Source organism: Komagataeibacter sp. NFXK3, assembly GCF_054182245.1.
Map to the genome: position 1 here is coordinate 62,731 of NZ_JAPIVJ010000013.1, position 21,488 is coordinate 84,218.

The following is a 21,488-nucleotide window of genomic DNA, read 5'->3' on the forward strand; positions in this document are numbered from 1 at the left end:
GAAACAGGATGACCAGATCGGAATTGATCGCCGAGCTTGCCGCAGCCCGCCCCCATATCCCCCTGCGGGATGTGGAACGTATCGTTCAGGTCATCTTTGCTGAAATCAGCAATGCCCTGATGCATGGCGACCGGGTGGAATTGCGTGGCTTTGGCGCTTTTACTGTCAAGAAGCGCGATGCCCGCACCGGACGAAACCCCCGCACAGGGGAGAGCGTATCGGTGGATGAGAAGGTCGTGCCTTTTTTCAAGGCAGGCAAGGAACTGCGCGAACGCGTCAATTCAGCCCCCGCTGCCGACTGAACGGGGCGGCGGGCATCCTATTTTTCAATGATGCATTGAAGCAGGAAGAGAGAAGTTTCCGGGCGCCGCCTTTTTCAAAAAGGGCGGCGTTCCTTTAAGCTTCAGGCCAGAATTCGTCCCGGAAACGTCCAGCGTGTGGCACGCCATGGCGCCACGCGGGCATGCGTCATCCCGGCCGGAATGAACCGGCGCGGGTGATGCTGCGCGTGCTTAGTGGCGTGCGTTGATTTCCGCGAGCAGGAAGTCGCGGAAAACAGCCACGCGCTTGGAGGTGCGCAGTTCCTCGGGGTAGACGAAATAGGCATCCACCGTGGGCAGCGGTACCTCGGGCAGGATCTTGACGAGGTTGGGGTACTGCGACGCCGCATAAAGCGGAATCGAGCCAATGCCGATGCCTGCCGCGATGGCGCCCGCCATGGCGGCGAGGCTGTTGACCTCAAGGCGGGCCTGGCGCCGCTCATCGGATGGCACGCCGGTCTCGGCCAGCCAGTTGATGTGTGGCACGGGCGGGTGATACCCCCCGAACAGGATCAGCTTGTGGGCGTTGAGCTCTTCCAGCGTGCGCGGCGTGCCGTAGTCGTTGAGATAGGACTGCGAGGCATAGATCGGCAGCGGGAAGTCGGCCAGGTGCCGCTGGATCAGGTCCGGCTGGCGGGGCGGGTGCATGCGCACCGCCACGTCGGCCTCGCGCATGCCCAGATCGAGGTCGTTATCTTCCAGGATCAGGGTGATCGAAATATCGGGGTTGGTTTCCATGAACCGGTGCAGCCGCGGCGTGAGCCAGCAGGTGCCAAAGCCGGTTGTGGTTGTTACCCGTAGCCGACCGGCTGCCTTTTCCTTGCTTTCCGTCAGCAGGGACTGGGTCATGGCGAGCTTGGAGAAGACTTCCCGAACCGTCTGGTTCAGTGTCTCGCCCTGCTCGGTCAGGATCAGCCCCCGGGCATGCCGGTGGAAAAGGGGAACCTGCAGCGCTTCTTCCAGGGCTGAAATCTGCCGCGATACCGCAGACTGGCTCAGGTTAAGCACGTCGCCGGCATGGGTGAAGGACCCTGCCTCGGCTACAGCATGAAATATCCGGAGTTTATCCCAGTCCACGCGTTGACTCCGCTTTCTATCTTATAAAGGGCGCGCCAAATGTTATGACACTAGGGGTTGTGGTGAAGGAAATGCTGGAGCAGGTCAAGGACTCATGCAGTCCTTTACTGACCTGCGGCAAGAAAACGCTCGGCCTCGAGTGCGGCCATGCAGCCGGTGCCCGCGGCGGTCACGGCCTGCCTGTATATCTTGTCCTGCACGTCACCTGCTGCAAATACGCCTGGCACCGAGGTGCGCGTGCTACCGGGTGTCGTGGTGATGTAACCATCCGTATCAATGGCCACGACATCACGAAAAATTGTGGTGTTCGGGGCATGGCCGATGGCAACGAACACGCCATCCACGTCGATATGGGTGGTTGCGCCCGTGATCGTATCGCGCAGGTCAGCCCCCGTGACCACGGCGGGCGTGCCGCTGCCGGTAATGCGTTCGACCGCCTTGTTCCACAGTACCGAGATCTTGGGGTTGGCATGCAGGCGGTCCTGCAGGATCTTTTCCGCCCGCAGGGTATCGCGGCGGTGGATCAGGGTGACGTGGCTGGCGTGGTGGGTGAGGTACAGGGCTTCCTCCACCGCCGTGTTGCCGCCGCCGATCACGGCCACGCGCCTGCCACGATAGAAAAAGCCATCACACGTGGCGCAGGCCGATACACCCGCGCCCTGGAATTCCTTCTCGCCCGGCACGCCCAGCCACTTGGCCTGCGCGCCGGTGGCGATGATGACGCTGCGCGCCTCGTACACCGTGCCGGAATCGCCGGTGGCGTAGAAACGGCCGCTGCCATCAGCGCGGGTGAAATCGCATGAGACGATGATGTCATCCATCATGCGCGTGCCGACATTGCGGGCCTGCTCGGCCATCTGCTCCATCAGCTCCGGCCCCTGTATGCCCCTGGCGAAGCCGGGATAGTTCTCGACATCGGTGGTGATCATGAGCTGGCCGCCGGGCTGCAGCCCCGCCACGAGAACGGGCGAGAGGCTGGCGCGCGCGGCATAGATGGCGGCGGTATAACCGGCGGGACCCGCGCCGATGACAAGCAGGTCGGTAGAAACGGTCTGGGGCATGAGATCGGGAAAACCTATCGTATCGTCATAATTTCCTTTGGTATGGTCGTCCACTGGCGTCCGTGCAAGGGTTGGAGTAGAAAGTGCATCATTATCGTGGCACCCGGCCGGGCGGTTGCCCCTTTGTCGAGAGATGGAATGTGCATGGCGGAACGGATGGCTGATCTGGATGCGATTGATCGTCGGATTGTGGCCGAACTTCAGCTCGATGGCCGCATGACGAACGTGGAACTGGCGCGGCGTGTCGGCATTTCCGCGCCGCCATGCCTGCGGCGCATGCGCAGGCTGGAGGAGGACCACGTGATCCGTGGCTACCATGCCGACACCGATGGCGCACGGCTGGGCTGGTCGATCACGCTTTTTGCCCTGATCGGGCTGGACAGCCAGAAGGAAACCGTGCTCGCCGCCTTCGAGGCGCAGGTCTCGGCCTGGCCCGAGGTGCGCGAGTGCCACATGATTCGCGGCGGCGGCGATTTTCTGGTGCGGCTCGTGGCGCGTGACGCCACGCATGAAAACCTGCTGACCCGCCAGTTGACCGAAGCCGCCCATGTGGCGCGCGTGCAGACACTCCAGACCATCCGCACCAGCCTCAACCGCCCCGGCGTGCCTGTGTGAAGGCAATGATGTGAGGGAGAAGGACAGCCCGCGCCCGTGGCTGTGCCTGCTTGGCCTGCTGGCCTGCCTGCGGCTGGTGGTGGCGGCCCTCCTGCCGCTTTCGTTCGATGAGGCCTATTACCGCATCTGGGCGCTGGCGCCCGCGGCAAGCTACCTTGACCACCCGCCCATGGTGGCGGCGTGGATCAGGCTGGGCATGGCGTTCGGCGGCGATGACCCGCTTGGCGTAAGGCTGGTGGGCGTGCTGGCGGGGGCGGGGGGCTCCTTTTTCGTGTTCCGCGCGGTGCGCGACCTGCTGCCTTGTGCTGCGCCCGCGCTGGCATGGCGGGCCTGTGCGCTGTTGCAGGCAACACTTGCGCTGGCCATCCAGTCCGTTGTCATGACGCCGGACATGCCGGTGCTGTTCTTCCTGTCCGTGCTGCTGTGGGTCATGGGGCGCATCGTGGCCGGCGGGGGGGCGCGCTGGTGGCTGGCTGCGGGCCTTGTGGCCGGGCTGGCCTTTGACAGCAAATACACCGCCGTGCTGCCCGTGGCGGGCATTGGCCTGTGGTGGGTGGGGCACGGCCTGTGGCGGCGCGCGCCGGGGCAGGGCCGGCACTGGGCCGCGATGGCAGGTGGACTGGCGCTGGCCGTGCTGTGCGCCACTCCCGTGCTGTGGTGGAACGCAACACATGGCTGGGTCAGCTTTGCCCGCCAGGGTGGCCGCACGGCGGACTGGCACCCGGCAAGGGCCGCCCAGTTCCTGACCGAACTGCTGGCCGGGCAGGTCGGGCTTATGACGCCGGGCATTGCCGCGTTCTTTATGTGGGGGCAGGTGCGTGCGTGGCGGCAGGCGCGGCAGGCGCCCGGTGCGGCCCTGCTGGCCTGTTTCGTGGCCGTGCCTGCATGTGTGTTCGTGCAGCATGGCATAGGCGACCGGGTGCAGGCGAACTGGCCGTTGGTGATCTATCCGGCGCTGGCGGTGGCCACGGCGCTGGTGGGCTGGCGCTGGGCGCGCTGGGCGGTTGGCGGCGGGCTGCTGGTTGGCGCGCTGGTTTACGGGCAGGCGCTGTTTGCCCCGTTGCCTCTTTCTTCCCATGCCGATGTGGCGCTGCGGCAGATGGCGGGGTGGCGCGGGCTGGCGGCGGAAATCAACGCCGTGGCCAGGCCCGGCGAATTCGTGGCCGCGTGTGATTACGGCACGGCGGCGGAACTGGCCACGGTGCTGCCCGGCCGCGTCGTGGTGGGCATAGAGCCGCGCTGGGCGCTGTTCAACCTGCCGCATGATGTGACGGGCGGGGGCATTATGGTCTGCAACCCGCGCCGTGTGTTCGATACGGATGTGTTCGCCTCCGTGGACAGGCTGGGCACGGTCATGCGCGGGCGCAGGGGGCGCGTGGCCGAGCCGGTTGGCCTGTATCGCGTGCAGTTGCGTGGTGACCTGTCAGCTGCCGAGCGCCAGGCGATGGCGCGCCTGCCGGTCGTGGGCGGGAAATGAGCCTCATGGATCTCTGCCTGTTTCCCCCGGTTTCTTTTACAGGCACGGGTCATTCATCCCCTGCCTTCCAGATACAGTCGGGCCAGGTTTCAAAAACCGGCGAATGCCATATACTTCTGCCTACGTAATAGAGTAACCATCCTCTGCAGGTAGCGTCCTGACAGGCAGCAGGCGCTTCTGTTGGACTTCAGGACAATTGCTTCAAAATACAATAGTATTTTCAGTTTCTATTTTTATTTTAGATAATAGTTTAAGTGCAATGCATCGATAAAAAATAAATGTTTTGGGGTGCCCTCCTTTTTCCAAAAAAGGCGGTATGCCCCGAAGCATTCAGGAAAAAGCCTTGCCAGAACGACTGTCAGGGTCACGTCGCATCAGTCAGCCACGGGCAGTGCCTGGCGCACCTGTTCGAGCATGGCCTTCATGCGGAAGGGCTTTTCCAGCAGGGGCAGGGGGGCGTAGCCTGCCAGTCGGTCAGGATCGCCGCTCATCACGATCACATGGCTGCCACGTGCGCAGGCGGCGGCAATGAAGGCATCAGGCTCGCCATCGGGCAGGGTCAGGTCCACCAGCGCCAGCGTGCAGGGGCGGGCTTCAAGCGCCCGCATGGCATCGGCCACGCTGGGGCATATGGTGGCGGTGATGCCGTCGCTTTCCAGCATGGTGGCGACCAGTTCGGCAATCATGGCCTCGTCTTCAACAATCAGCGCGGTGCGGGCGGTCATGACAGGAGACTTTCGGCCCGGTGGTGGGGGGCAGTATCGGTCGTGCGGGTTTGCGGGGCCAGTGGCCACGGCGCGATGCCGCGGGCTGACAGGGCCAGGGCGCCGAGCTCGGGCAGGCCGGGGCTGAAGGCGGCCGGGCGGGCATGCACCTGCTCGAGATCGAACCAGTCGACCGCATCCGCGTCGTCGCCCGCATGGATGTCGGTCCAGCCATTGTCGTGGCATTTCACGGCCACGATCAGGTAGTGAAAGCGGATATGGCCGCTGCCGTCACGATCGATCAGGTCGAAGGCGGTCAGCGTGCCTTCGGCGTGGGTGATGAAGCCGGTCTCCTCGCGCAGTTCGCGCGCGGCGGCGTCAAAACAGGTTTCGCCATGCTCGATGCGCCCGCCGGGAAAGCCCCACAGCCCCTGATCGGGCGGGTTGCGGCGGCGCACGAGCAGCATGCGCCCCTTGCGGACGATGATGGAAAGAACGGCCCCGGCCAGTGTCATGTTATCGGACATGGATGAAATATATCGGATCGTGGCCCCGCATCCATGCCTGTACGGGACCAGAGTGTTCCCGATTGCGTGAACACGCGCGCACGCGGCGGCATGGCGGGCCTATCGCCTGAGTACGATATGCGCCCGGCAGCGTGGCGTGCCATAGACGCCAACGATGGTCTTGCCTTCCGGATGCGCCTCGAACACCATGGGGAAGGCCGCTCCCGAGGGCTGTTGCAGCAGGGTCTCGGCATGATAGTGGGCGTATCCCTTTTCCGGCTGGCCGCGCAGCGGCACGGAGCCATCGGCGGGGGTGAAGGTGAGGGTTTTCGAGCCGACCTGAAAGGTGGAGGTATCGCGCGTCACGTCGGTGCAGTTGCCCTTGTCGGCCACGAGCTGGCCGGTCCACAATCCTTTCGGGTCGTGCAGCGCATCGGCTGCTGCCGGGGGCGCAAGGGCAAGGATGCCAGCCAGGCCAAGGGCCACCGCCGCTGGCCGCACGAGACATGCAATCATGAAAACGGACCTCTGGTTGGGTTTTCGGAACGCGGCAGGCGACATGGGCCTGCCTCATGCCTTATATTGTGCTATCTGCGCCCGAAAGACTATCCCACCCTTGCACCGGGTCGCCCGCTCATGCTGGAAGCCCTGTGTATCGATAATGCCGCGACCGAAAGACACATGATGAACGACACCGTGAATACAGCCCCCCCACCGGCAGGACTTGATGAATCCCTGCATGAAGACCGGATCCTGATCCTGGATTTCGGCAGCCAGGTCACGCAGCTGATTGCCCGCCGCGTGCGCGAGAGCGGGGTGTATTGCGAAATCTGGCCGTATTCCAGCACGGCCGAGCGGATTCGGGCCTTTGCGCCCAAGGGCATCATCCTGTCAGGCAGCCCGGCCAGCGTGCTTGACGAGAATGCGCCCACCATCCCGCCGGTGGTGTTTGAACTGAACGTGCCGGTGCTGGGCATCTGCTACGGGCAGCAGGCCATGTGCCGCATGCTGGGCGGCAGGGTCGAATCATCCGAGCACCGGGAATTCGGCCGCGCGCATATCGATATTATCAAGGATTGCGCGCTGTTTCGCGGCACATGGGCGCGTGGTGGGCGCGAGCAGGTGTGGATGAGCCATGGCGACCGCGTGACCGCGCTGCCGCCGGGCTTCCAGGCCGTGGCCGTGAGCGAGGGCGCACCGTTCGCCATCATCGCCGATGAAGGCCGCAGGCTCTATGGCGTGCAGTTCCACCCGGAGGTGGTGCATACCCCGCATGGAGCGGCCCTGCTGCGCAACTTCACGCATGGCGTGGCGGGGTGCCGGGGCACCTGGACCATGGCGGGCTTCCGCGACATGGAGATTGCGCGCATCCGCCAGCAGGTGGGCAAGGGGCGGGTGATCTGCGGGCTTTCTGGCGGGGTTGATTCCTCGGTGGCGGCCGTGCTGATCCATCAGGCCATTGGCGACCAGCTGACCTGCATTTTCGTCGATCCGGGCATCCTGCGCGCAGGTGAGGCGGATGAGGTGATCCGCACGTTCCGCGACCGCTTCAACATCCACCTCATCCACCGCGATGCCTCCGACCTGTTCCTCAACGCGCTTGAGGGCGTGAGCGACCCCGAGATCAAGCGCAAGACCATTGGCCGCCTGTTCATCGAGGTGTTCGAGGAAGAAGCCGCCAAGCTTGGGGGCGCCGAGTTCCTGGCACAGGGCACGCTCTACCCCGATGTGATCGAGAGCGTGAGCTTTACCGGCGGCCCGTCGGTGACCATCAAGTCGCACCACAATGTGGGCGGCCTGCCTGAACGGATGAAGATGCAGCTTGTCGAGCCGCTGCGCGAACTGTTCAAGGATGAAGTGCGCGAGTTGGGCCGCGAGATGGACATTCCCGAGGCGATCGTGGGGCGCCACCCGTTCCCCGGTCCGGGACTGGCGATCCGTATCCCCGGTGCCATTACGCGCGAGAAGCTGGCCCTGCTGCGCCGCGTTGATTCGATCTTCCTCGAGGAAATCCGCTCCGCCGGTCTGTATGACGCCATCTGGCAGGCCTTTGCCGTGCTGCTGCCCGTGCGCACCGTGGGTGTGATGGGCGATGGCCGTACCTATGATTACGCCTGCGCCCTGCGCGCCGTGACCAGCACGGATGGCATGACGGCGGATATCTATCCGTTTGACATGTCGTTCCTCAACCGTGTGGCCGGGCGTATTGTCAATGAAGTGCGGGGCGTAAACCGCGTGACGTATGACATTACGTCCAAGCCGCCGGGAACGATTGAGTGGGAATGATTCACAAGGGGTCCTGAAGTATCCCATTCCCTCCCCGAACCTTACCTAACATACTGAAATAAAAAGTTAATGTCGTCGTCTGCTATTGCAGACTATCGATGTGCACAGATTGGTTTTGACGGTATGCGTGACGGACCTCGTCAGGCTTGCCAGTCGGGAATTGTGTGAATACCGTCATGGGCAGATGGGCCTGTGACGGTATTTTTTTTACGATAAGTCTTTGTAAACAGATGCTTTTTCTCCGAAACGGCCCACCAGAATCCCTTGACGGTATTTTTGGGTCGGAGGCGGTGCAATGCTTACGGATGCTGCAATTAGATCGTTGAAACCAAAAGGAAAAAAATACAAGGTCGCGGACCGTGACGGGATGTATGTCCTCGTCACGGAAAAAGGCGTGGTGTCCTTTCGAATGGACTACCGTCTGAATGGACGGCGCGAGACCGTGTGTTTCGGGAAATACGGTCCAGGGGGACTATCGCTCGCGCGTGCACGGGAGAAGTGTATTGATGCGAGACGCGCTCTTGCGGAAGGAATTTCTCCGGCGATCGAGAAGCAGCGCAACAAGCGGCGCCTCAAGGAGGCCAAAAGCTTTGGCAAGCTGGGAGAGAAATGGCTGCTGGCTGCAGCAATGGCCGATAGCACCCGGGCCATGCGTCGCGCAATTTTCGAACGGGAACTGCTTCCTGTCTGGAGCAACCGTCTTCTGACCGAGATCACGCCGAATGATCTCAGGACGCATTGTGCAGCGATAGTAGATCGCGGTGCGCCGGCGACGGCGATACACGTTCGGGATATTGTAAAGCAGATCTACAACTTTGGTATTTCGCACGGAGAGAAGGTTGCCAATCCTGCCGACGAGGTCGGACCATCATCGATCGCGACCTTCGTTCCCAAGGACCGTGCACTTTCTCCCGCTGAAATTCGGGTGTTGTTCCGGGTGATAGAAAACGTACCGACGTTGTCGACCATCCGCCTGGGAATGCGGTTCTTTTTACTGTCCATGGTCAGGAAAAGCGAATTGCAGGACGCTGTCTGGGATGAAGTTGATTTCGAGAATGCTGTCTGGACAATTCCTAAAGAACGCATGAAGCGTTCAAAGGCACATAATGTGTATCTCTCTCATCAGATGCTGGACATATTGATCGCATTGAAAACGTGTGCAGGAAATTCGCGTTACCTACTACCGTCTCGCTATGATGCAGACGCGCCGATGTCCCGCGCGACATTCAATCGCGTGACCTATTCGGTCGTCGATCAGGCCAAAAAGGATGGGCTGTCGTTGGAAGCTTTTACGGTCCACGACCTTCGTCGCACGGGATCAACGCTTCTGAATGAATTGGGCTTCAATAGCGACTGGATTGAGAAATGTCTTGCTCATGAAGACGGGCGTTCCTCGCGGGGTGTCTATAATAAAGCAGAATACGAGCTACAACGGCGTCATATGATGCAGGAGTGGTCGAACACCGTGGATGCCTGGATCGCAGGTAAGAAATACGTGCCCAACCTGGTGTCACCATCTATGCTGTTGTTCGAGCCGGATCCTGCCCTTTGATCGGGCGCGTTCGCCTCTGCCTTACGTCGGGACCTCTTGCCGGCATACTTGGTTTTGAACGCCGTTCTTCCAACCATGCTTCCACTTCGGCCAGGTCCCACACGACACAGCGTGGCGAAAGACAGAAGCGGCGCGGGAATTCACCGCGTTGTTCCATTTCGTAAATTGTGCTGTCGGCCAGTGGCACCATTTCACGCAGTTGGCGCCGACGGATTGATTTCCGGGGAGACGATATGGCTCTGGCGTGCATTGATCTAACCTTTCCTATTGGCGCTAATAATAAGAGCCAATAGGTATCGTTGTGCGGAAGTGTATTTTCTATAGCAGGAAAAAACGGGATAGAAACGGATAAAAATAGGATAGGGGCAGCTGTTTATACAGGATCTGGATGTCTGTACAGCATAAGGTCAGTCTGTGAAGAGACAGTTCTCAATGCGTATGCCCCGTCGCATGATTGGCGGATCGTCAGAATACGGCTTGGTTCAAGACATGAACCTTGGCGATCGATGTTCCCGAAAACAGACGTCAGATCATAACTTGTCTGCCAAACAGGGCAGATATCCATGCGCTTGTGCAGGATGATCATGTCGCTGGAACCTATCGTTGGCGTCCTGCACTGGCGGCGGGACGGATCGACATGATCGACCATGGCCTTCAGTTCCAGTTCATGCCCTGAAACCGTCGCCGGAGAACATGTGGAAGCGCAATATTGCCCTGACTTCCATGGAGATGAACGTCCATCGCGTCTCGCCATTGCCCGTATGGTTGGTCCATGCGTAACCCGACGTGGGCGTGGTGGCTGCCCGATCCAAGAATGCTGCGACCAGGCACCCGGCACTTAACGGGGCAGGGGGATATTGAAAAACCCGTTGACAGACTCTGCTTTCGAAGGCTTTGATCGAGACAGCTAGTCCGGTCTTTGCAGACCGTACTTTCGTATGCGTTAACGTGAAACAACGCACAGAAACTGACAGCAGCATGCTGGCAGCCTGTGCGTCTGTGTATCCACAGTCACCGGTCTGTCGGCATGACAGGGATACACAGTGATGACACTTTTCCAGTCCTTTTCAAATCGCGATGATGCCCCAGAGATCCGCCGTGTGCGGCATGATCTGGTCAGGCGTAGTCTTGAAGTCCGCGCTGTTGAGCGCCTGACCCCGCACATGATCCGTGTCACGCTGGGTGGCCCCGAACTGGTCGGGTTCAACAGCCCATCCCCTGATGACCATATCAAGATCTTCGTGCCCGGCCTGGATGGCGCAGCAACCCGCCGTGATTACACGCCGCGCCGTTACGACCCGCAGAACGGTACGCTGCTTCTGGATTTCGTCAATCACCATGGTGGCCCGGCGGCGGCCTGGGCGCGGGCCGCCAAACCGGGTGACCGGCTGGAGATCGGTGGTCCACGCGGGTCGCAGATCATTTCCGGCCCGATTGGTCACTGGCTTCTGATCGGCGACGAAACGGCGTTGCCTGCGATCGGACGACGGGTTGAGGCGCTTCCTGCCCGGACGTCCGTTACGAGCGTGGTTGCCGTGCCGGGGTCGGAAGACGAGCAGATCTTTACCACGGCCGCACGCCATACTGCCCATTGGGTCCATCGGCCTATGGAGCGGGCGGATGACGCTGCCAGCATTCTTGCTGTCCTGAAAAATCTGGAAATTCCGGACCGTACTTTTGTCTGGGTCGGTGCCGAGGCCCGCGTGGCGAAAGCCGTGCGCCAGTATCTTCTCGATGAACGCAGGATTCCGGCACAGTGGATCAAGGCATCCGGCTACTGGGTGAAGGGCCAGGCCGATGCTTCGGTCAAGGATTTCGGGGACGCGCACTGAACGATAAGGGGCATGGGTGTCAGGACCATGATGCGGCGCCTCCCTTACAAATTTATACATTCATTCAGCGAGACATGACCTACGTTTGGTTCATGAACCGAAGAAGGCCGAACAGGACATTTTGCCTGATATGAAAAACATACTTCTGATCCTGACCGTTCTCCTTGCGGTCATGGGGGCAGGGGCAGGATTGCTGCCTGCCACTCCTGCACAGGCAGCGGATATGGCTTCGCTGCCGGTGGTCGCTCCCGCCATATCGTGCGATGCGCTGGGCCATATCGATCTTGCGCTCGCCGTCGGCGCTGCAGTCCATGGCCGGAAGGCTGCCGTGCTTCAGACGCCGAAGGGGAAATTCTGCAAGGTCACGGGACAGATCGCGCCTGCGATTTCCTTCGAGGTCGACCTGCCCATGGAGCACTGGACCCAGCGCTTCCTGCTGGGTGGGTGTGGTGGCCTGTGCGGCATGACGCGTGTGGGCGTCAGTAACGCCGGGGCCTGCGCGCCCGCCCTGAATGGCGAATTCGTCATGGCGGGTGATGACATGGGCCATACCGGCTCCATGATGGGACTGGCGCAGGGCGAGTTTGGTAAGGATCCGCAAAAGCGCATCGACTTCGCCTATCGCGCGAACCATGTCACCACGCTGGCGGCCAAGGCCCTGATGGCGGCTTTCTACGGACAGGCCCCGAAATATTCCTATTTTGTCGGCTGTTCCGATGGTGGGCGCGAAGCACTGATGGAAGCCCAGCGCTTCCCTGATGACTTTGACGGCATTTCCGCCGGTGCCCCGGCCGCCCTGTTCACCGTGCAGAACTCTTTCTACCATGCGTGGAACGTGCGCGGGAACCAGCGTGCCGATGGCACCAGCATCCTGCTGCAAGGCCGCATGGGCGTGCTGCATGATGCCGTCATCCGCCATTGCGATACGCTTTCGGGCGTAAAGGACGGTATTCTCGAAGATCCCCGCACCTGCCATTTCGATCCCGCATGGGTGCGGTGTCCGGTCGGCCAGAGCGACACCGCGCACTGCCTGACGGCGGAGGAAACGCAGGCGGCTGTGCGTCTCTATGCCGGAGCAACCGATGCATCCGGTCACCCCTACATCATCGGTGGTCCCCTGCCGGGATCGGAACTGCAATGGGCGCTGCCCGCGACCGCGGATGGAGAGTCCATGAGCAATGGCATTGCTGCTTCGGCCATTGCCTATGTCATTGCGGCGCAGGTGGATGAAAAGGCGGCTGACCTGAGCCGTTTCCGCTTTGATGATGCCTCCTTTGCCCGGATGAGCGAACTGGCCCCGCTGTATAATGCCGAGAACACGGACCTTCATGCGTTTCACAAACGTGGTGGCCGTCTGATCCTGTGGCATGGCCTGGCGGACCAGTCGATCTCGCCCCTGAATACCATCGCCTATTATCAGGGCGTGCAGCGGGAAATGGGTGCGGAGCAGACTGACCAGTTCATGCGCTTCTATCTGCTGCCCGGCGTGGGCCATTGCGGCAATGGCGAGGGCTTTCCGCAGGTCGATTTCCTATCGCCGCTGATGGCCTGGACGGAAGCCGGACTTACGCCCGCCGCCCTCCGCACTGAGCGGACAGCGCAGGGCACGGAACCGATGGGACCACCACCCGGCAGCCATGACAGGCCCCCGACGGGCGGGCAGATCCATATGGCCCCCATGCTCAGCCAGCCGTATGCGCGGCAGAATACCACGGCAATAGCCAGCCGTCCCGTCTATCCCTACCCATATATTTCCCGGTATGCCGGGGCAGGGGACGTGAACGATGCGCGCAATTATCGACCTGTGAAATCGCCGGTGTCCCTGCCGATGACATTTGCAAGTCATGCCACATCGCTGATCGGCCCGGATAACCAGAATCAGTATGGTGTCCGGGATGGCAGGCTGGGGGTGGAAAGCGCGAAGTAACGGAAATCGTGCCGCTCGGCATCAGATGTCGGGCGGACGACCGAGGCTGTTCAGACTTCATGGCTATATGGGTTCCGGCGCACTGCCCTCGCCCGGCAGAATGATGGAGCAAGGGTCAGCGGTCACGCCCAGGCTTCACGACCTCCACCGGCCCGGGTAGATGTCTACCCGTATGTCGACGGCATGAATTGCGGTCTGTCCGCTGTGTCTTAACCGGACAGGCCGCAATCGCCTCATGTCGGACTTGTTCGCGTGAATGCGGTTATCCCGTAAGCGGACATTGTAAGCTGACGTGCGACAGGTCGACTTGGGGACATTCTCTGCCTCTCTCAACCGACATGCCGAACGGTAGGTCTTGCCAGGAGCCAAAGGAAACCTTCTTCCTGCCTTTACCGGTACCAAGGTGGGTAGGGACTTGAACCAGTAAATTGGCCTTGCAGCAAGAAGGGTTTCGGACTTAAAAAAGTAATTTGTTCATAAGCAACGGAAAGTCGTGGCCAAAGCGTTGAAGGGCAGCTCCAAGTCTGCCAAATCGAGTGGAACCTCCCGAAAGACGGATAGCAAGCGCCGTGTGGCAGGCGGCGCAGCGACCGGAGGAGGCATCAATTTCCAAGCGGCGGTGACTACGATCGCTTTCTCATACCTGCTGCGCGGGCGCCCCCTGAAGTGGGTCGAAGGGTTGCACGATGATGTGCCGGTTTCGGTCGCGGCAGAGACCGGCGGGTCGGGCGACGACATTCGCTTGCTGCTGCGAGGTGGAAAGATCTGCGAGATTCAGGTCAAGCGGGGCCTCCAGTCGGGTGAGGATCTTTGGAAATCGTTGATTGCCATGGGCCGCGCGATTGCTGAGGGCGCAACTGACTTTGCCGTGCTGGCGGTATCACCGACCAGCAGCCAGACAATCCGGCAGGAACTCGCCACTGCCATCGTCCGTATCGGCGAGGGTCGCACAGACAATCTTCCAACAATCGCAACCACCTTCCTTAACAAGGTGACCGCTGAAGGCCTCAATTCCCGCACCATCTGCCGGGCCATGCGGATCGTAACTGTCTCAGCCATGCAAATTGACGGTGCATCGATCGCAGCTGCGCAGGCGGAACTCGGTCATGTCTGCCGAACCGACGATCAAATACAGACCGCTTGGAACATATTATACCGCGACGCCGTGGAGTTGATCGACCGGCGCGGGCAGCGCGAGTTGTCCTCACTCGTTCAACTCCTGCGAACCAATGAAATAAAGCTGTCCGACGACAATGCATCACCGGCCGCACTGCTCGATCATTTGTCGGAATGGACGCAGCGCACGAACGCCACATTCGGCATCTTTGGCGTCAGCAAGTCGCTGCGCTTAGATAAGGCGTGGATCCCACTCCAGGCGATCGTCCGTGACGACACCGTACACCCTGTCGATTTGAAGGCTGCGGTGCTCGCCTATCAGTCATGGCACGACCAATCCTATTCAAGGGATGCCATGACCGTAGACCCCGAAACGCTTGGGCGGTTCATCAAGCTCGTGGTCCTCGTTGCCGGTCCTGGCATGGGTAAGACGACGCTGCTCAGCCGGATCGCCCACCGCTATGCCGCTGCTGGCACTCCCGTGCTGCGTGTTCGATTGAGTATGGTTGCAGCGCGAATGCGGTCCGGTAGCACATTCGAAGAAGCCGTATTTGCGCTCGGCCTTGACGGGAGCGGCGTTTCACCCGGCAGCGCGATCTCGGCGGCTGTGCGCAACTGGGTCGTGCTCTGCGACGGGCTCGACGAAACCGGGACAAGCCAAGCGGATATTGCTGCAGCTGCTGAGCGTTTTGCAGAAGGTCATCCTGAGTGCCGGGTGATTGTGACCACCCGGCCGGTCGGCTACCATGCCAGCAACCTCAGAAACTGGCGGCACTATGACATTATGCCGCTCGAAAGTTCGGCTGCGCCAACTCATCTCGCACTTCTCCTCCGTGAAATTGGTGGCGAAGGTTCCGACCTTGAACGCAAGGCCCTCACTATCGCGACAGCCGAACTTCAGGAGGAAACCGCAGCTACAGTCGTCTCACGATCTCCTCTTCTGCTTGCACTGGGCGCTTCAGTAATCGCGCGCGGCGGTTTGCTGGGGGCCAGTCGTCTTCGACTGTATGAGCGCCTGTTCGCTCTGGTCGACGACGCGCCAAATATGCGGATCCCGGATCCTCCCGCCCAACCGGCAATGCTTCGCTGCTTTCTCGATGCGCTTGCCTGGCAGGTCGTCGCTGATCCTATCGCGCCGGTTGATGCCATCCTCAGACGATGCGCCAACACACTGGTCGAGGAAGCCGGTCTCAAGCCCCTGGTTGCAATGGACTTGACGCACATTTTCCTGCGCTATTGGCAAGATGTCGGGCTTGTCGAACGCATAGGTCAGGGCGATGTGGAAACGCTCATCTTCATTCACAAGACGTTCGGAGAGTTTGCAGCAGGTCGCCGGCTTGCGGCGATGCTACCTGCCGCACGAATGAGCGCATTATTAGCGATCGGTACGGACGATGCGTGGGATGAAGTGCTGAGCTTCGCCGCACTGATCGGGATCGCCGACGATGTTTGCACGCACCTCCTGACGGCCACCGGGATTGACGCGACAGACGTAGCGAGGATCGCACACTGTCTTGAGATATGTGGAGAGGCTCAGGCAGGGCCGAGCGATATTTATCGCAAGCGCATCTTTGACCGGGCGTTCGAAATTGTCTGTTCGCCGCGACAGGAATGGGCGATCGAAGTTGGCATGGCGCTAGTGCCTGCTGCTCGGCGATATCCTGATGAGGTCGCCCCTAGATTCCAGTTGGCTCTTGCAAATGATCAATCGTGGACGCGCTTGGTAAGCTGGGCTGCGCTTGCAGCTTCAGGGCCGCCGTTTCTCGATCTTGACCGACTGAAATCAATTATCGTTACGGAACCACAACACGCTGATGATGGCATCCGTCCGTCACCCGGGGGCGGCGTGCTCATCCTAAAGAACACCGAACGGGACATTGCGCAGTTGTTTGTGCTTGAGGCGGGGCGGCAGTTGCTGGAGCATCGACCGGGTCAGGCGACGGATGAGGTCGTGGCCACCGCATTTCGCCTTGATAAACTGAACACTGTCGGTTTTGCGATGCGGGCCGCTCGTGTGCTCGCTCAATATGGCAAGACATATAACTTGTGGTCCGAACAGGGATTCGAGGCGTTTGCGAGCCTGTTCGGTCCGAACTCCGGCTATATGATAGCGCAGCGCAAGTCTGATACTGCGCTGCTCGATGCCATCGATCCCAGTGGCGTAAGGTCTGCCGCACCGCACTCCGGCACCAAATTGCTGTGCCTCAGCGCATTTATGCAGTTGTGCGGATGCTTGGAATTACCAGTCAGTGATGTATGGGCGTGGACTTACCCTTTTGATCCGGCTGTCGTGCAAGAATTGGTTCGGGTAGCAATCGCAGCATCTCGGCTGGATCCAAAGCTACTCGAAGACGATGTACGGGCGGCCCGCGCTGGCGTGGTCAATGAGGGCACTTTGGCCAGCCTCTGCCAGGTTACCTCGCATGTGGACGTGGAGCCGATGGATTGGAAAGCGGCGCTGCAAGCTCGACCCGATGCAGCCAAAATAGAAGCTGCACTTTACCATTCTTCCCAATGGGTTATCCAACTCGCTGCTAACCTTCTGCATAGGATTGCCGACGACAGGACGAAGCGGGCCATCATCTTGCGGATGATCGAGCATGGGAAAGGGAAGACGCTGCGGGCGGCCGCCAGATGGGCAATTGCGCGGGGAAACCCTGACGTTCTTAGAGCGATCTACATGCGACTCAGCCAAAATCCTTCTCCAGGGTGTGAGCATTTGGTCCGGGCGATCCCGAAACTCGATGCATCTCTTAGTGAGCAGCTTTTGCTCACTCTGGAAATTTGCTTCCTTCGCGGAACGGTCAAGACTGCGGTGGCGGCAGCCGAAATTGCTGTAAAGCTTGCGGCTCCAGGGCATATGCAGCTTCTTCTCGTCCTCGAACGTGCCGCCGGACATTGGAAGATCAATGAGGATCCTTATCCAACCCATGGTGGGGTCATACCAGAGAGCCCGCGAGATAAGATCGCGGAAGCCAGCGCAGTGATCAGCGCACCCGATTATAACAGACTGAAGCTCTATGTTTCGGACAGCCGGTCGGATGTGCGGGAGATCGGCACGAAGATGCTGGTCGAGCGTCTTCGTGAGCAGGGCGATCTTGCTTCCACATTCCTCACGGACATCGAAGAGGGGCGACTGGCGGCGCATATGCTGGACAATGCGCTAGCGGCAGGAATGGATTGGGATGAGGCGACCCTAGCACGGATCGAGACCCTGCTCGCCAGCCCTCAGGTTGAGCTATGCTACTCTGCCATGGCTTTGCTGCGCGCGCCATATCGCGCGGCGGAAATCATTCGAGAGCAGGCCATGAAGCTTGCCAAGCATAGCGACAGTCCGATCCGGGAACGTGCTTATAGGATTCTCGACGGCGCTCCAGAACCGGCCTGAACAATGGTTGGTTCCAGCTCGAGCGGTCTGCTAAAGATCGTGAATTGGTCGATAGCTGCCATGAAGTCCAATATTGCGAATGACTGCTTTCTTTCTATTAATCTTTTCCGAAAACCGACAGACAGCTTCTCCCCCTAAACAGCCTGTCGGCTCAGCAGAAATAAAGCAGACAGGCTGTAGTCGCCTCCTCTCGGACATAATGAGCGCTTTTCAAATTTTCTGAAAGCAGACGGTTTGAAAAATCGGCTTAAACCGTCTGCTTAACGAATTTGAGGCAGGTGAAGGCTCCGAAGCCTTCACCTGCCTATTGTCCCTATCATGATGCCAACAATGCTAATCAGGAAAACTATCGTCCGAATTCAATCTCTGTGTACAGTTGTGAATCAAAGTCCTCTCATGCTCGATAATCGTAGAAAGTTTTAGTTCAATAGAACGATGCATCCGCGCCATTCGAGCAAATAGCGGCAATTGAAAACGGTGAATCCAGAGTGTATCGTAAACATCGGCGTTGTTTCGATGGCGATGTTCAGTCTCAATATGAGAGCCTACGGTTTCTGAGTAGTGATCCTTCAACTCAGTCATTTCTGCACGATTGCACTGACCAGCAGAAACAGCAGCATTCTGTCGTTCCAGTCGTTCGGTAAGTTCTTGAAGATCAGCCGTGATAAAATCGAAATAACCTCTTATTTCGAGAGCAGGGAGCATCACCGAAGAAATGCGCGAAGCCGTTTCCCATTCTAGGAACTGAATTACGTTTAATGCTTCACTAAAACTGCAAGGGGGACACGATAGGCGGTATTCAGGAGCGATTGTAATATTTGGATACAAACCATAGACAAGACTGTAAACTTCCTGAGATGCTTCCAACTCACAAGCCATGTTGGTCTTGGTATATGCATGGTCGCGGTCAAGCCACTCATCAGCTTCCTTCTGATCTTCCTCCGATAGTTCAAGCTTAACCAGGGGGCGAGGTGTCACTTTTTTTAAAACAGAATTACGCATTAGGTCATTTGGTGATACCTTGCTTGACGGCTTAGAAACCAGTGGAGCACCAATATTTTCGTAGGCAGCGGCAATCACCTGAGAGCAAAACATTGCGGCTGGATCGGTCTTCCAGTTACCGGGAACTTTCGTCGCAATTGCGCCGGCTGTCCCGTATTTCATATGTGAGAAAGACCGTGCTTCCGCGGCTGCGAGGCGGCCGATGTTGGGATCCGGGTGGCGCAAAATAGTCCATTCAGTTGGGTTGAGGATAAAAAATCGTGGGTAGCTGATTACTCGGACACCCATGTCAACAGCTTCAATAAAATTAACAGTATCGAGCCACATCAAGGCGTGACTATAACGGCCTCTATCGAAAATTCTTATACCCTTACTGATCAGACTATGCCCACGCTCTAAGATGACATCGCCAGGCTGAAGGCCTGTAGGATCAAATTTCCAAACTGATTGGGGCCTAACAATGGCCTTACTTGAAATCCGCATTACAATTATCCTGCTCAATAGGGTTATCCGAGAATAAATTACCTCACTGTAACCCATAATGTTTGTCCTCAAAACGTCCTTTTGTGACGAAATTAATGTGATTGCTAGGTTAATTGTACATCCGCTATCAATCCTTAATTGTCTTATAATTTAATTATAAAAAGCAGTGACCCGAACCGAGTTCGTAAGAGGCAGTGAATGGCTATTTTCTTATATTTTTTTTCAAAGCTGACAGGCAGCATTCCCCCCTAAACCGCCTGTCCGCTCAACATCAGCGGCGCAGACAGGCAGCAGTCGCCTCATCCCAGACATACATCCTCTCTCCCATTCCCGAAGCGGACCGTCCACAGGAGATTACGGCGGGAGCGGCGGAGGCGGTCTCGGCCGGGCATCAGTGATACTTTGTGCCGCGTCAGGGGACAGTGGAGTGCCAAAGCAATTCAACAAGGATGGGCGTCTTCAGGCGCCGGAATGAAAAGGGATCAGGGTTAAGGTGGCGCTGGCTGTACCATCCGTAGCTTTAACCGGTACAATGATGAGCAAATCGTTTAATTAAACCAATCATTGGATAGTTATATATTTTGGCCACGCGGGCTGGGCCGCAGGTTGAAGAAGAGGACATCTTGAAGAAAATACAGTCTTTGATCGATTTCGTGACGCCGTCTGAGGAAGCGATCTGCTTGCATGAGGCAGGCCATGCTTGCGCGGCCCTTATGGTCGGCCTTACTCCCGAATTTATTGAGCTTCTGGATGACGAGGACATGAACGGACGCGCGCGCAGCCGTATAACTGCTGGCGATTACGAACAGCAACGCACGGTGGCCTGTGGCGCCTTTGCGGTGGAATACAATCTGTTCATGGCTGCACGCCTAACAGATGCCTCAGGCGTCGCCATCAATGAGAAGGTCTTCATCGTTCATGCGATCGGACAGAACGCGGCCCTAGATAAGCAGAAATTTTTCGCGGCTAATCGCGAACAGCCCGATGGATGTTGGCCGGAGGCGGACGATCTCGCCTTTATAAAGGCCGGACAATGCCTCGCGGAGATAATCCAAATGGAGTTCGTTGAAGCGCTCGCAGAGGCCCTGCTGAATGAGGGCCGGCTGGAAAGTAATCGAATCGCCGAGATTTGGGACCGAATCCCGTAACAGCATAGAGACAGTGGCTAAGGTGCGAACGTCCCGCTATCATCAAAAAAACAGTTCCCTAGCATCAGGCATGGCTTAAGATTTGTAGAACAGCGGGAGAGTTATATGACTGAGTCAAACGAAGCGCACCGCTTGAAAAGGAAAATACCGTACAATGAACGATCAGACCTCGAAAAACTGCAGTCCCAATGGAACAAGCTCTTCGGACTTCACTTAAGTGAGGAACCATCTGCGGCAATCGTCAGATGTTCGACGGCGGCGGAGATCGCCGCCAATTATGCCATAAGGCATGAATGGGCGAAGCGGACCAATTTCGATGCTGCAATCGTGGATCAATTCCTGCTGTGGGCGAATGGACTGCGCGGCAAGATAGACCGACTGTTCGTGCCGATTTATTTCGAGCATCCCAAGAAGAATAAAACCGCGAAGATGCTGATTACCTCGGCGGAAAAGATCAACAAGGTGCGTAACGAAGTTGTGCATCAAGGCCGCTTTAGTAATAAAAAAGAAGCCAAAGAAATCATCGCTGAAGCGAAGAAATTCATCGACATGATTATCGGAATTTCGGAACCAGGCTTCGATATTCAAGATCGAAAGCGCAAAAAAAAGCGGTCGAGGAAAGTATAGGATTCGGACGACCATTTTTTTTGGTTATAGTGAAAGTATAATCCGTTGATATTGTTAATGGCTAGAAAAATACGATAGAGGTTTTTCGAATCCTCCACTTTAACCCGCATGAGCGTCCAGTATTTTGAATTTTACGCCGAAACCGGACCTTCCGGTTCCCCCCACTATACTGTCTGTCAGCACAGCAGAAACAGAGCAGACAGACAGCAGTCGCCCCTTCTCGAACATACAGCTGCCAATATCGCTTTCTGCATAGCAGACATGACCAGCGTAAACTTCCATTATTACCTTTGGCCGAATGCGGTATGTCAGGTCTAGATTAGACGATAAGATAAACAGCTATTGGCGGCTACCTATCGTAGGGGGA

The 21,488-nt window shown here is 58.4% G+C and carries 19 protein-coding genes; 11 read left to right on the forward strand and 8 right to left on the reverse strand.

The genetic code is table 11. The annotated features are described in order from the left end of the window. Positions 1–8: 8 nt before the first annotated feature. Positions 9–302 (forward strand): integration host factor subunit beta, encoded by a 294-nt coding sequence (gene ihfB / locus OQZ28_RS13505; RefSeq protein WP_110569229.1) that lies wholly within the window; start codon positions 9–11, stop codon positions 300–302. Between the two features lie 210 nt (positions 303–512). Here ihfB and OQZ28_RS13510 read toward each other — a convergent pair whose 3' ends face one another. Further along, complete coding sequence (locus OQZ28_RS13510) at positions 513–1,397, reverse strand: LysR family transcriptional regulator (protein ID WP_014104779.1); 885 nt, start codon at positions 1,395–1,397, stop codon at positions 513–515. A gap of 104 nt (positions 1,398–1,501) precedes the next feature. Continuing rightward, positions 1,502–2,458, reverse strand: coding sequence for a thioredoxin-disulfide reductase (gene trxB, locus OQZ28_RS13515; protein WP_458136437.1), 957 nt, complete (start codon positions 2,456–2,458; stop codon positions 1,502–1,504). Positions 2,459–2,602: 144 nt separating this feature from the next. Here trxB and OQZ28_RS13520 point away from each other — a divergent pair, with 144 nt between their 5' ends. Together OQZ28_RS13520 and OQZ28_RS13525 are read left to right on the forward strand one after the other, a co-directional pair. After that, entirely contained in the window at positions 2,603–3,073 is a 471-nt protein-coding gene (locus OQZ28_RS13520) for an Lrp/AsnC family transcriptional regulator (protein ID WP_130730440.1), read from the forward strand. A gap of 10 nt (positions 3,074–3,083) precedes the next feature. After that, positions 3,084–4,550, forward strand: a complete 1,467-nt coding sequence (locus OQZ28_RS13525) for an ArnT family glycosyltransferase (RefSeq protein WP_458136438.1) — start codon at positions 3,084–3,086, stop codon at positions 4,548–4,550. A gap of 374 nt (positions 4,551–4,924) precedes the next feature. Here OQZ28_RS13525 and OQZ28_RS13530 read toward each other — a convergent pair whose 3' ends face one another. The 3 genes from OQZ28_RS13530 to OQZ28_RS13540 all read right to left on the reverse strand — a co-directional run bounded on the left by OQZ28_RS13530 (position 4,925) and on the right by OQZ28_RS13540 (position 6,276). Next, positions 4,925–5,275, reverse strand: a complete 351-nt coding sequence (locus tag OQZ28_RS13530) for a response regulator (protein WP_458136439.1) — start codon at positions 5,273–5,275, stop codon at positions 4,925–4,927. After that, a complete protein-coding gene (locus OQZ28_RS13535) occupies positions 5,272–5,781 on the reverse strand; it encodes an NUDIX hydrolase (protein ID WP_130730437.1) in 510 nt (169 codons plus the stop codon). Before OQZ28_RS13535 ends, OQZ28_RS13530 begins: the two co-directional genes overlap by 4 nt. Before the next feature lie 99 nt (positions 5,782–5,880). After that, positions 5,881–6,276, reverse strand: coding sequence for a hypothetical protein (locus OQZ28_RS13540; protein WP_130730436.1), 396 nt, complete (start codon positions 6,274–6,276; stop codon positions 5,881–5,883). 168 nt (positions 6,277–6,444) lie between these two features. Here OQZ28_RS13540 and guaA point away from each other — a divergent pair, with 168 nt between their 5' ends. Together guaA and OQZ28_RS13550 are read left to right on the forward strand one after the other, a co-directional pair. Continuing rightward, the gene (gene guaA / locus OQZ28_RS13545) at positions 6,445–8,046 is read left to right on the forward strand and encodes a glutamine-hydrolyzing GMP synthase (RefSeq protein WP_165399098.1); all 1,602 of its coding nucleotides are present in this window, start codon (positions 6,445–6,447) and stop codon (positions 8,044–8,046) included. A 295-nt stretch (positions 8,047–8,341) separates the two neighbouring features. Beyond that, positions 8,342–9,598: a tyrosine-type recombinase/integrase gene (locus OQZ28_RS13550; protein ID WP_458136440.1), complete on the forward strand. Its 1,257-nt coding sequence runs from the start codon at positions 8,342–8,344 to the stop codon at positions 9,596–9,598. On the opposite strand, the gene OQZ28_RS13555 is transcribed toward OQZ28_RS13550, so the two are convergent. After that, on the reverse strand, positions 9,564–9,848 hold the full coding sequence (locus OQZ28_RS13555; RefSeq protein WP_110507796.1) for a helix-turn-helix transcriptional regulator: 285 nt from the start codon (positions 9,846–9,848) through the stop codon (positions 9,564–9,566). The two genes, OQZ28_RS13550 and OQZ28_RS13555, sit on opposite strands and share 35 nt — an antisense overlap. A gap of 246 nt (positions 9,849–10,094) precedes the next feature. On the opposite strand from OQZ28_RS13555, the gene OQZ28_RS13560 reads away from it, so the two are divergent. Beyond that, positions 10,095–10,274 carry a hypothetical protein gene (locus OQZ28_RS13560; RefSeq protein ID WP_458136441.1) on the forward strand — a complete coding sequence of 60 codons (180 nt, stop codon included), beginning with the start codon at positions 10,095–10,097 and terminating at the stop codon, positions 10,272–10,274. Here OQZ28_RS13560 and OQZ28_RS13565 read toward each other — a convergent pair. Beyond that, complete coding sequence (locus tag OQZ28_RS13565) at positions 10,264–10,410, reverse strand: hypothetical protein (protein WP_265176050.1); 147 nt, start codon at positions 10,408–10,410, stop codon at positions 10,264–10,266. The genes OQZ28_RS13560 and OQZ28_RS13565 overlap by 11 nt on opposite strands. Before the next feature lie 234 nt (positions 10,411–10,644). Here OQZ28_RS13565 and OQZ28_RS13570 point away from each other — a divergent pair, with 234 nt between their 5' ends. From OQZ28_RS13570 to OQZ28_RS13580, 3 genes are all read left to right on the forward strand, one after another. Further along, complete coding sequence (locus OQZ28_RS13570) at positions 10,645–11,430, forward strand: siderophore-interacting protein (protein ID WP_458136442.1); 786 nt, start codon at positions 10,645–10,647, stop codon at positions 11,428–11,430. Positions 11,431–11,560: 130 nt separating this feature from the next. Continuing rightward, positions 11,561–13,357, forward strand: coding sequence for a tannase/feruloyl esterase family alpha/beta hydrolase (locus tag OQZ28_RS13575; RefSeq protein ID WP_458136443.1), 1,797 nt, complete (start codon positions 11,561–11,563; stop codon positions 13,355–13,357). A 493-nt stretch (positions 13,358–13,850) separates the two neighbouring features. Continuing rightward, positions 13,851–17,861 (forward strand): NACHT domain-containing protein, encoded by a 4,011-nt coding sequence (locus OQZ28_RS13580; protein WP_458136444.1) that lies wholly within the window; start codon positions 13,851–13,853, stop codon positions 17,859–17,861. Positions 17,862–18,194: 333 nt separating this feature from the next. Here OQZ28_RS13580 and OQZ28_RS13585 read toward each other — a convergent pair whose 3' ends face one another. Beyond that, positions 18,195–19,346, reverse strand: a complete 1,152-nt coding sequence (locus OQZ28_RS13585; RefSeq protein WP_458136445.1) for a hypothetical protein — start codon at positions 19,344–19,346, stop codon at positions 18,195–18,197. Positions 19,347–19,927: 581 nt separating this feature from the next. On the opposite strand from OQZ28_RS13585, the gene OQZ28_RS13590 reads away from it, so the two are divergent. Continuing rightward, positions 19,928–20,494 (forward strand): hypothetical protein, encoded by a 567-nt coding sequence (locus OQZ28_RS13590; protein ID WP_458136446.1) that lies wholly within the window; start codon positions 19,928–19,930, stop codon positions 20,492–20,494. Positions 20,495–20,599: 105 nt separating this feature from the next. Further along, the gene (locus OQZ28_RS13595; protein ID WP_458136447.1) at positions 20,600–21,121 is read left to right on the forward strand and encodes a hypothetical protein; all 522 of its coding nucleotides are present in this window, start codon (positions 20,600–20,602) and stop codon (positions 21,119–21,121) included. Positions 21,122–21,488: the final 367 nt, after the last annotated feature.

Bases quoted from the DNA above. Each gene is read 5' to 3' on its own strand.
- ihfB (WP_110569229.1), top strand. From the start codon at position 9: ATGACCAGATCGGAATTGATCGCCGAGCTTGCCGCAGCCCGCCCCCAT.
- trxB (WP_458136437.1), bottom strand. From the start codon at position 2,458: ATGCCCCAGACCGTTTCTACCGACCTGCTTGTCATCGGCGCGGGTCCC.
- OQZ28_RS13520 (WP_130730440.1), top strand. From the start codon at position 2,603: ATGGCGGAACGGATGGCTGATCTGGATGCGATTGATCGTCGGATTGTG.
- OQZ28_RS13530 (WP_458136439.1), bottom strand. From the start codon at position 5,275: ATGACCGCCCGCACCGCGCTGATTGTTGAAGACGAGGCCATGATTGCC.
- OQZ28_RS13535 (WP_130730437.1), bottom strand. From the start codon at position 5,781: ATGTCCGATAACATGACACTGGCCGGGGCCGTTCTTTCCATCATCGTC.
- OQZ28_RS13540 (WP_130730436.1), bottom strand. From the start codon at position 6,276: ATGATTGCATGTCTCGTGCGGCCAGCGGCGGTGGCCCTTGGCCTGGCT.
- guaA (WP_165399098.1), top strand. From the start codon at position 6,445: ATGAACGACACCGTGAATACAGCCCCCCCACCGGCAGGACTTGATGAA.
- OQZ28_RS13550 (WP_458136440.1), top strand. From the start codon at position 8,342: ATGCTTACGGATGCTGCAATTAGATCGTTGAAACCAAAAGGAAAAAAA.
- OQZ28_RS13555 (WP_110507796.1), bottom strand. From the start codon at position 9,848: ATGCACGCCAGAGCCATATCGTCTCCCCGGAAATCAATCCGTCGGCGC.
- OQZ28_RS13570 (WP_458136442.1), top strand. From the start codon at position 10,645: ATGACACTTTTCCAGTCCTTTTCAAATCGCGATGATGCCCCAGAGATC.
- OQZ28_RS13575 (WP_458136443.1), top strand. From the start codon at position 11,561: ATGAAAAACATACTTCTGATCCTGACCGTTCTCCTTGCGGTCATGGGG.
- OQZ28_RS13585 (WP_458136445.1), bottom strand. From the start codon at position 19,346: ATGCGGATTTCAAGTAAGGCCATTGTTAGGCCCCAATCAGTTTGGAAA.
- OQZ28_RS13595 (WP_458136447.1), top strand. From the start codon at position 20,600: ATGACTGAGTCAAACGAAGCGCACCGCTTGAAAAGGAAAATACCGTAC.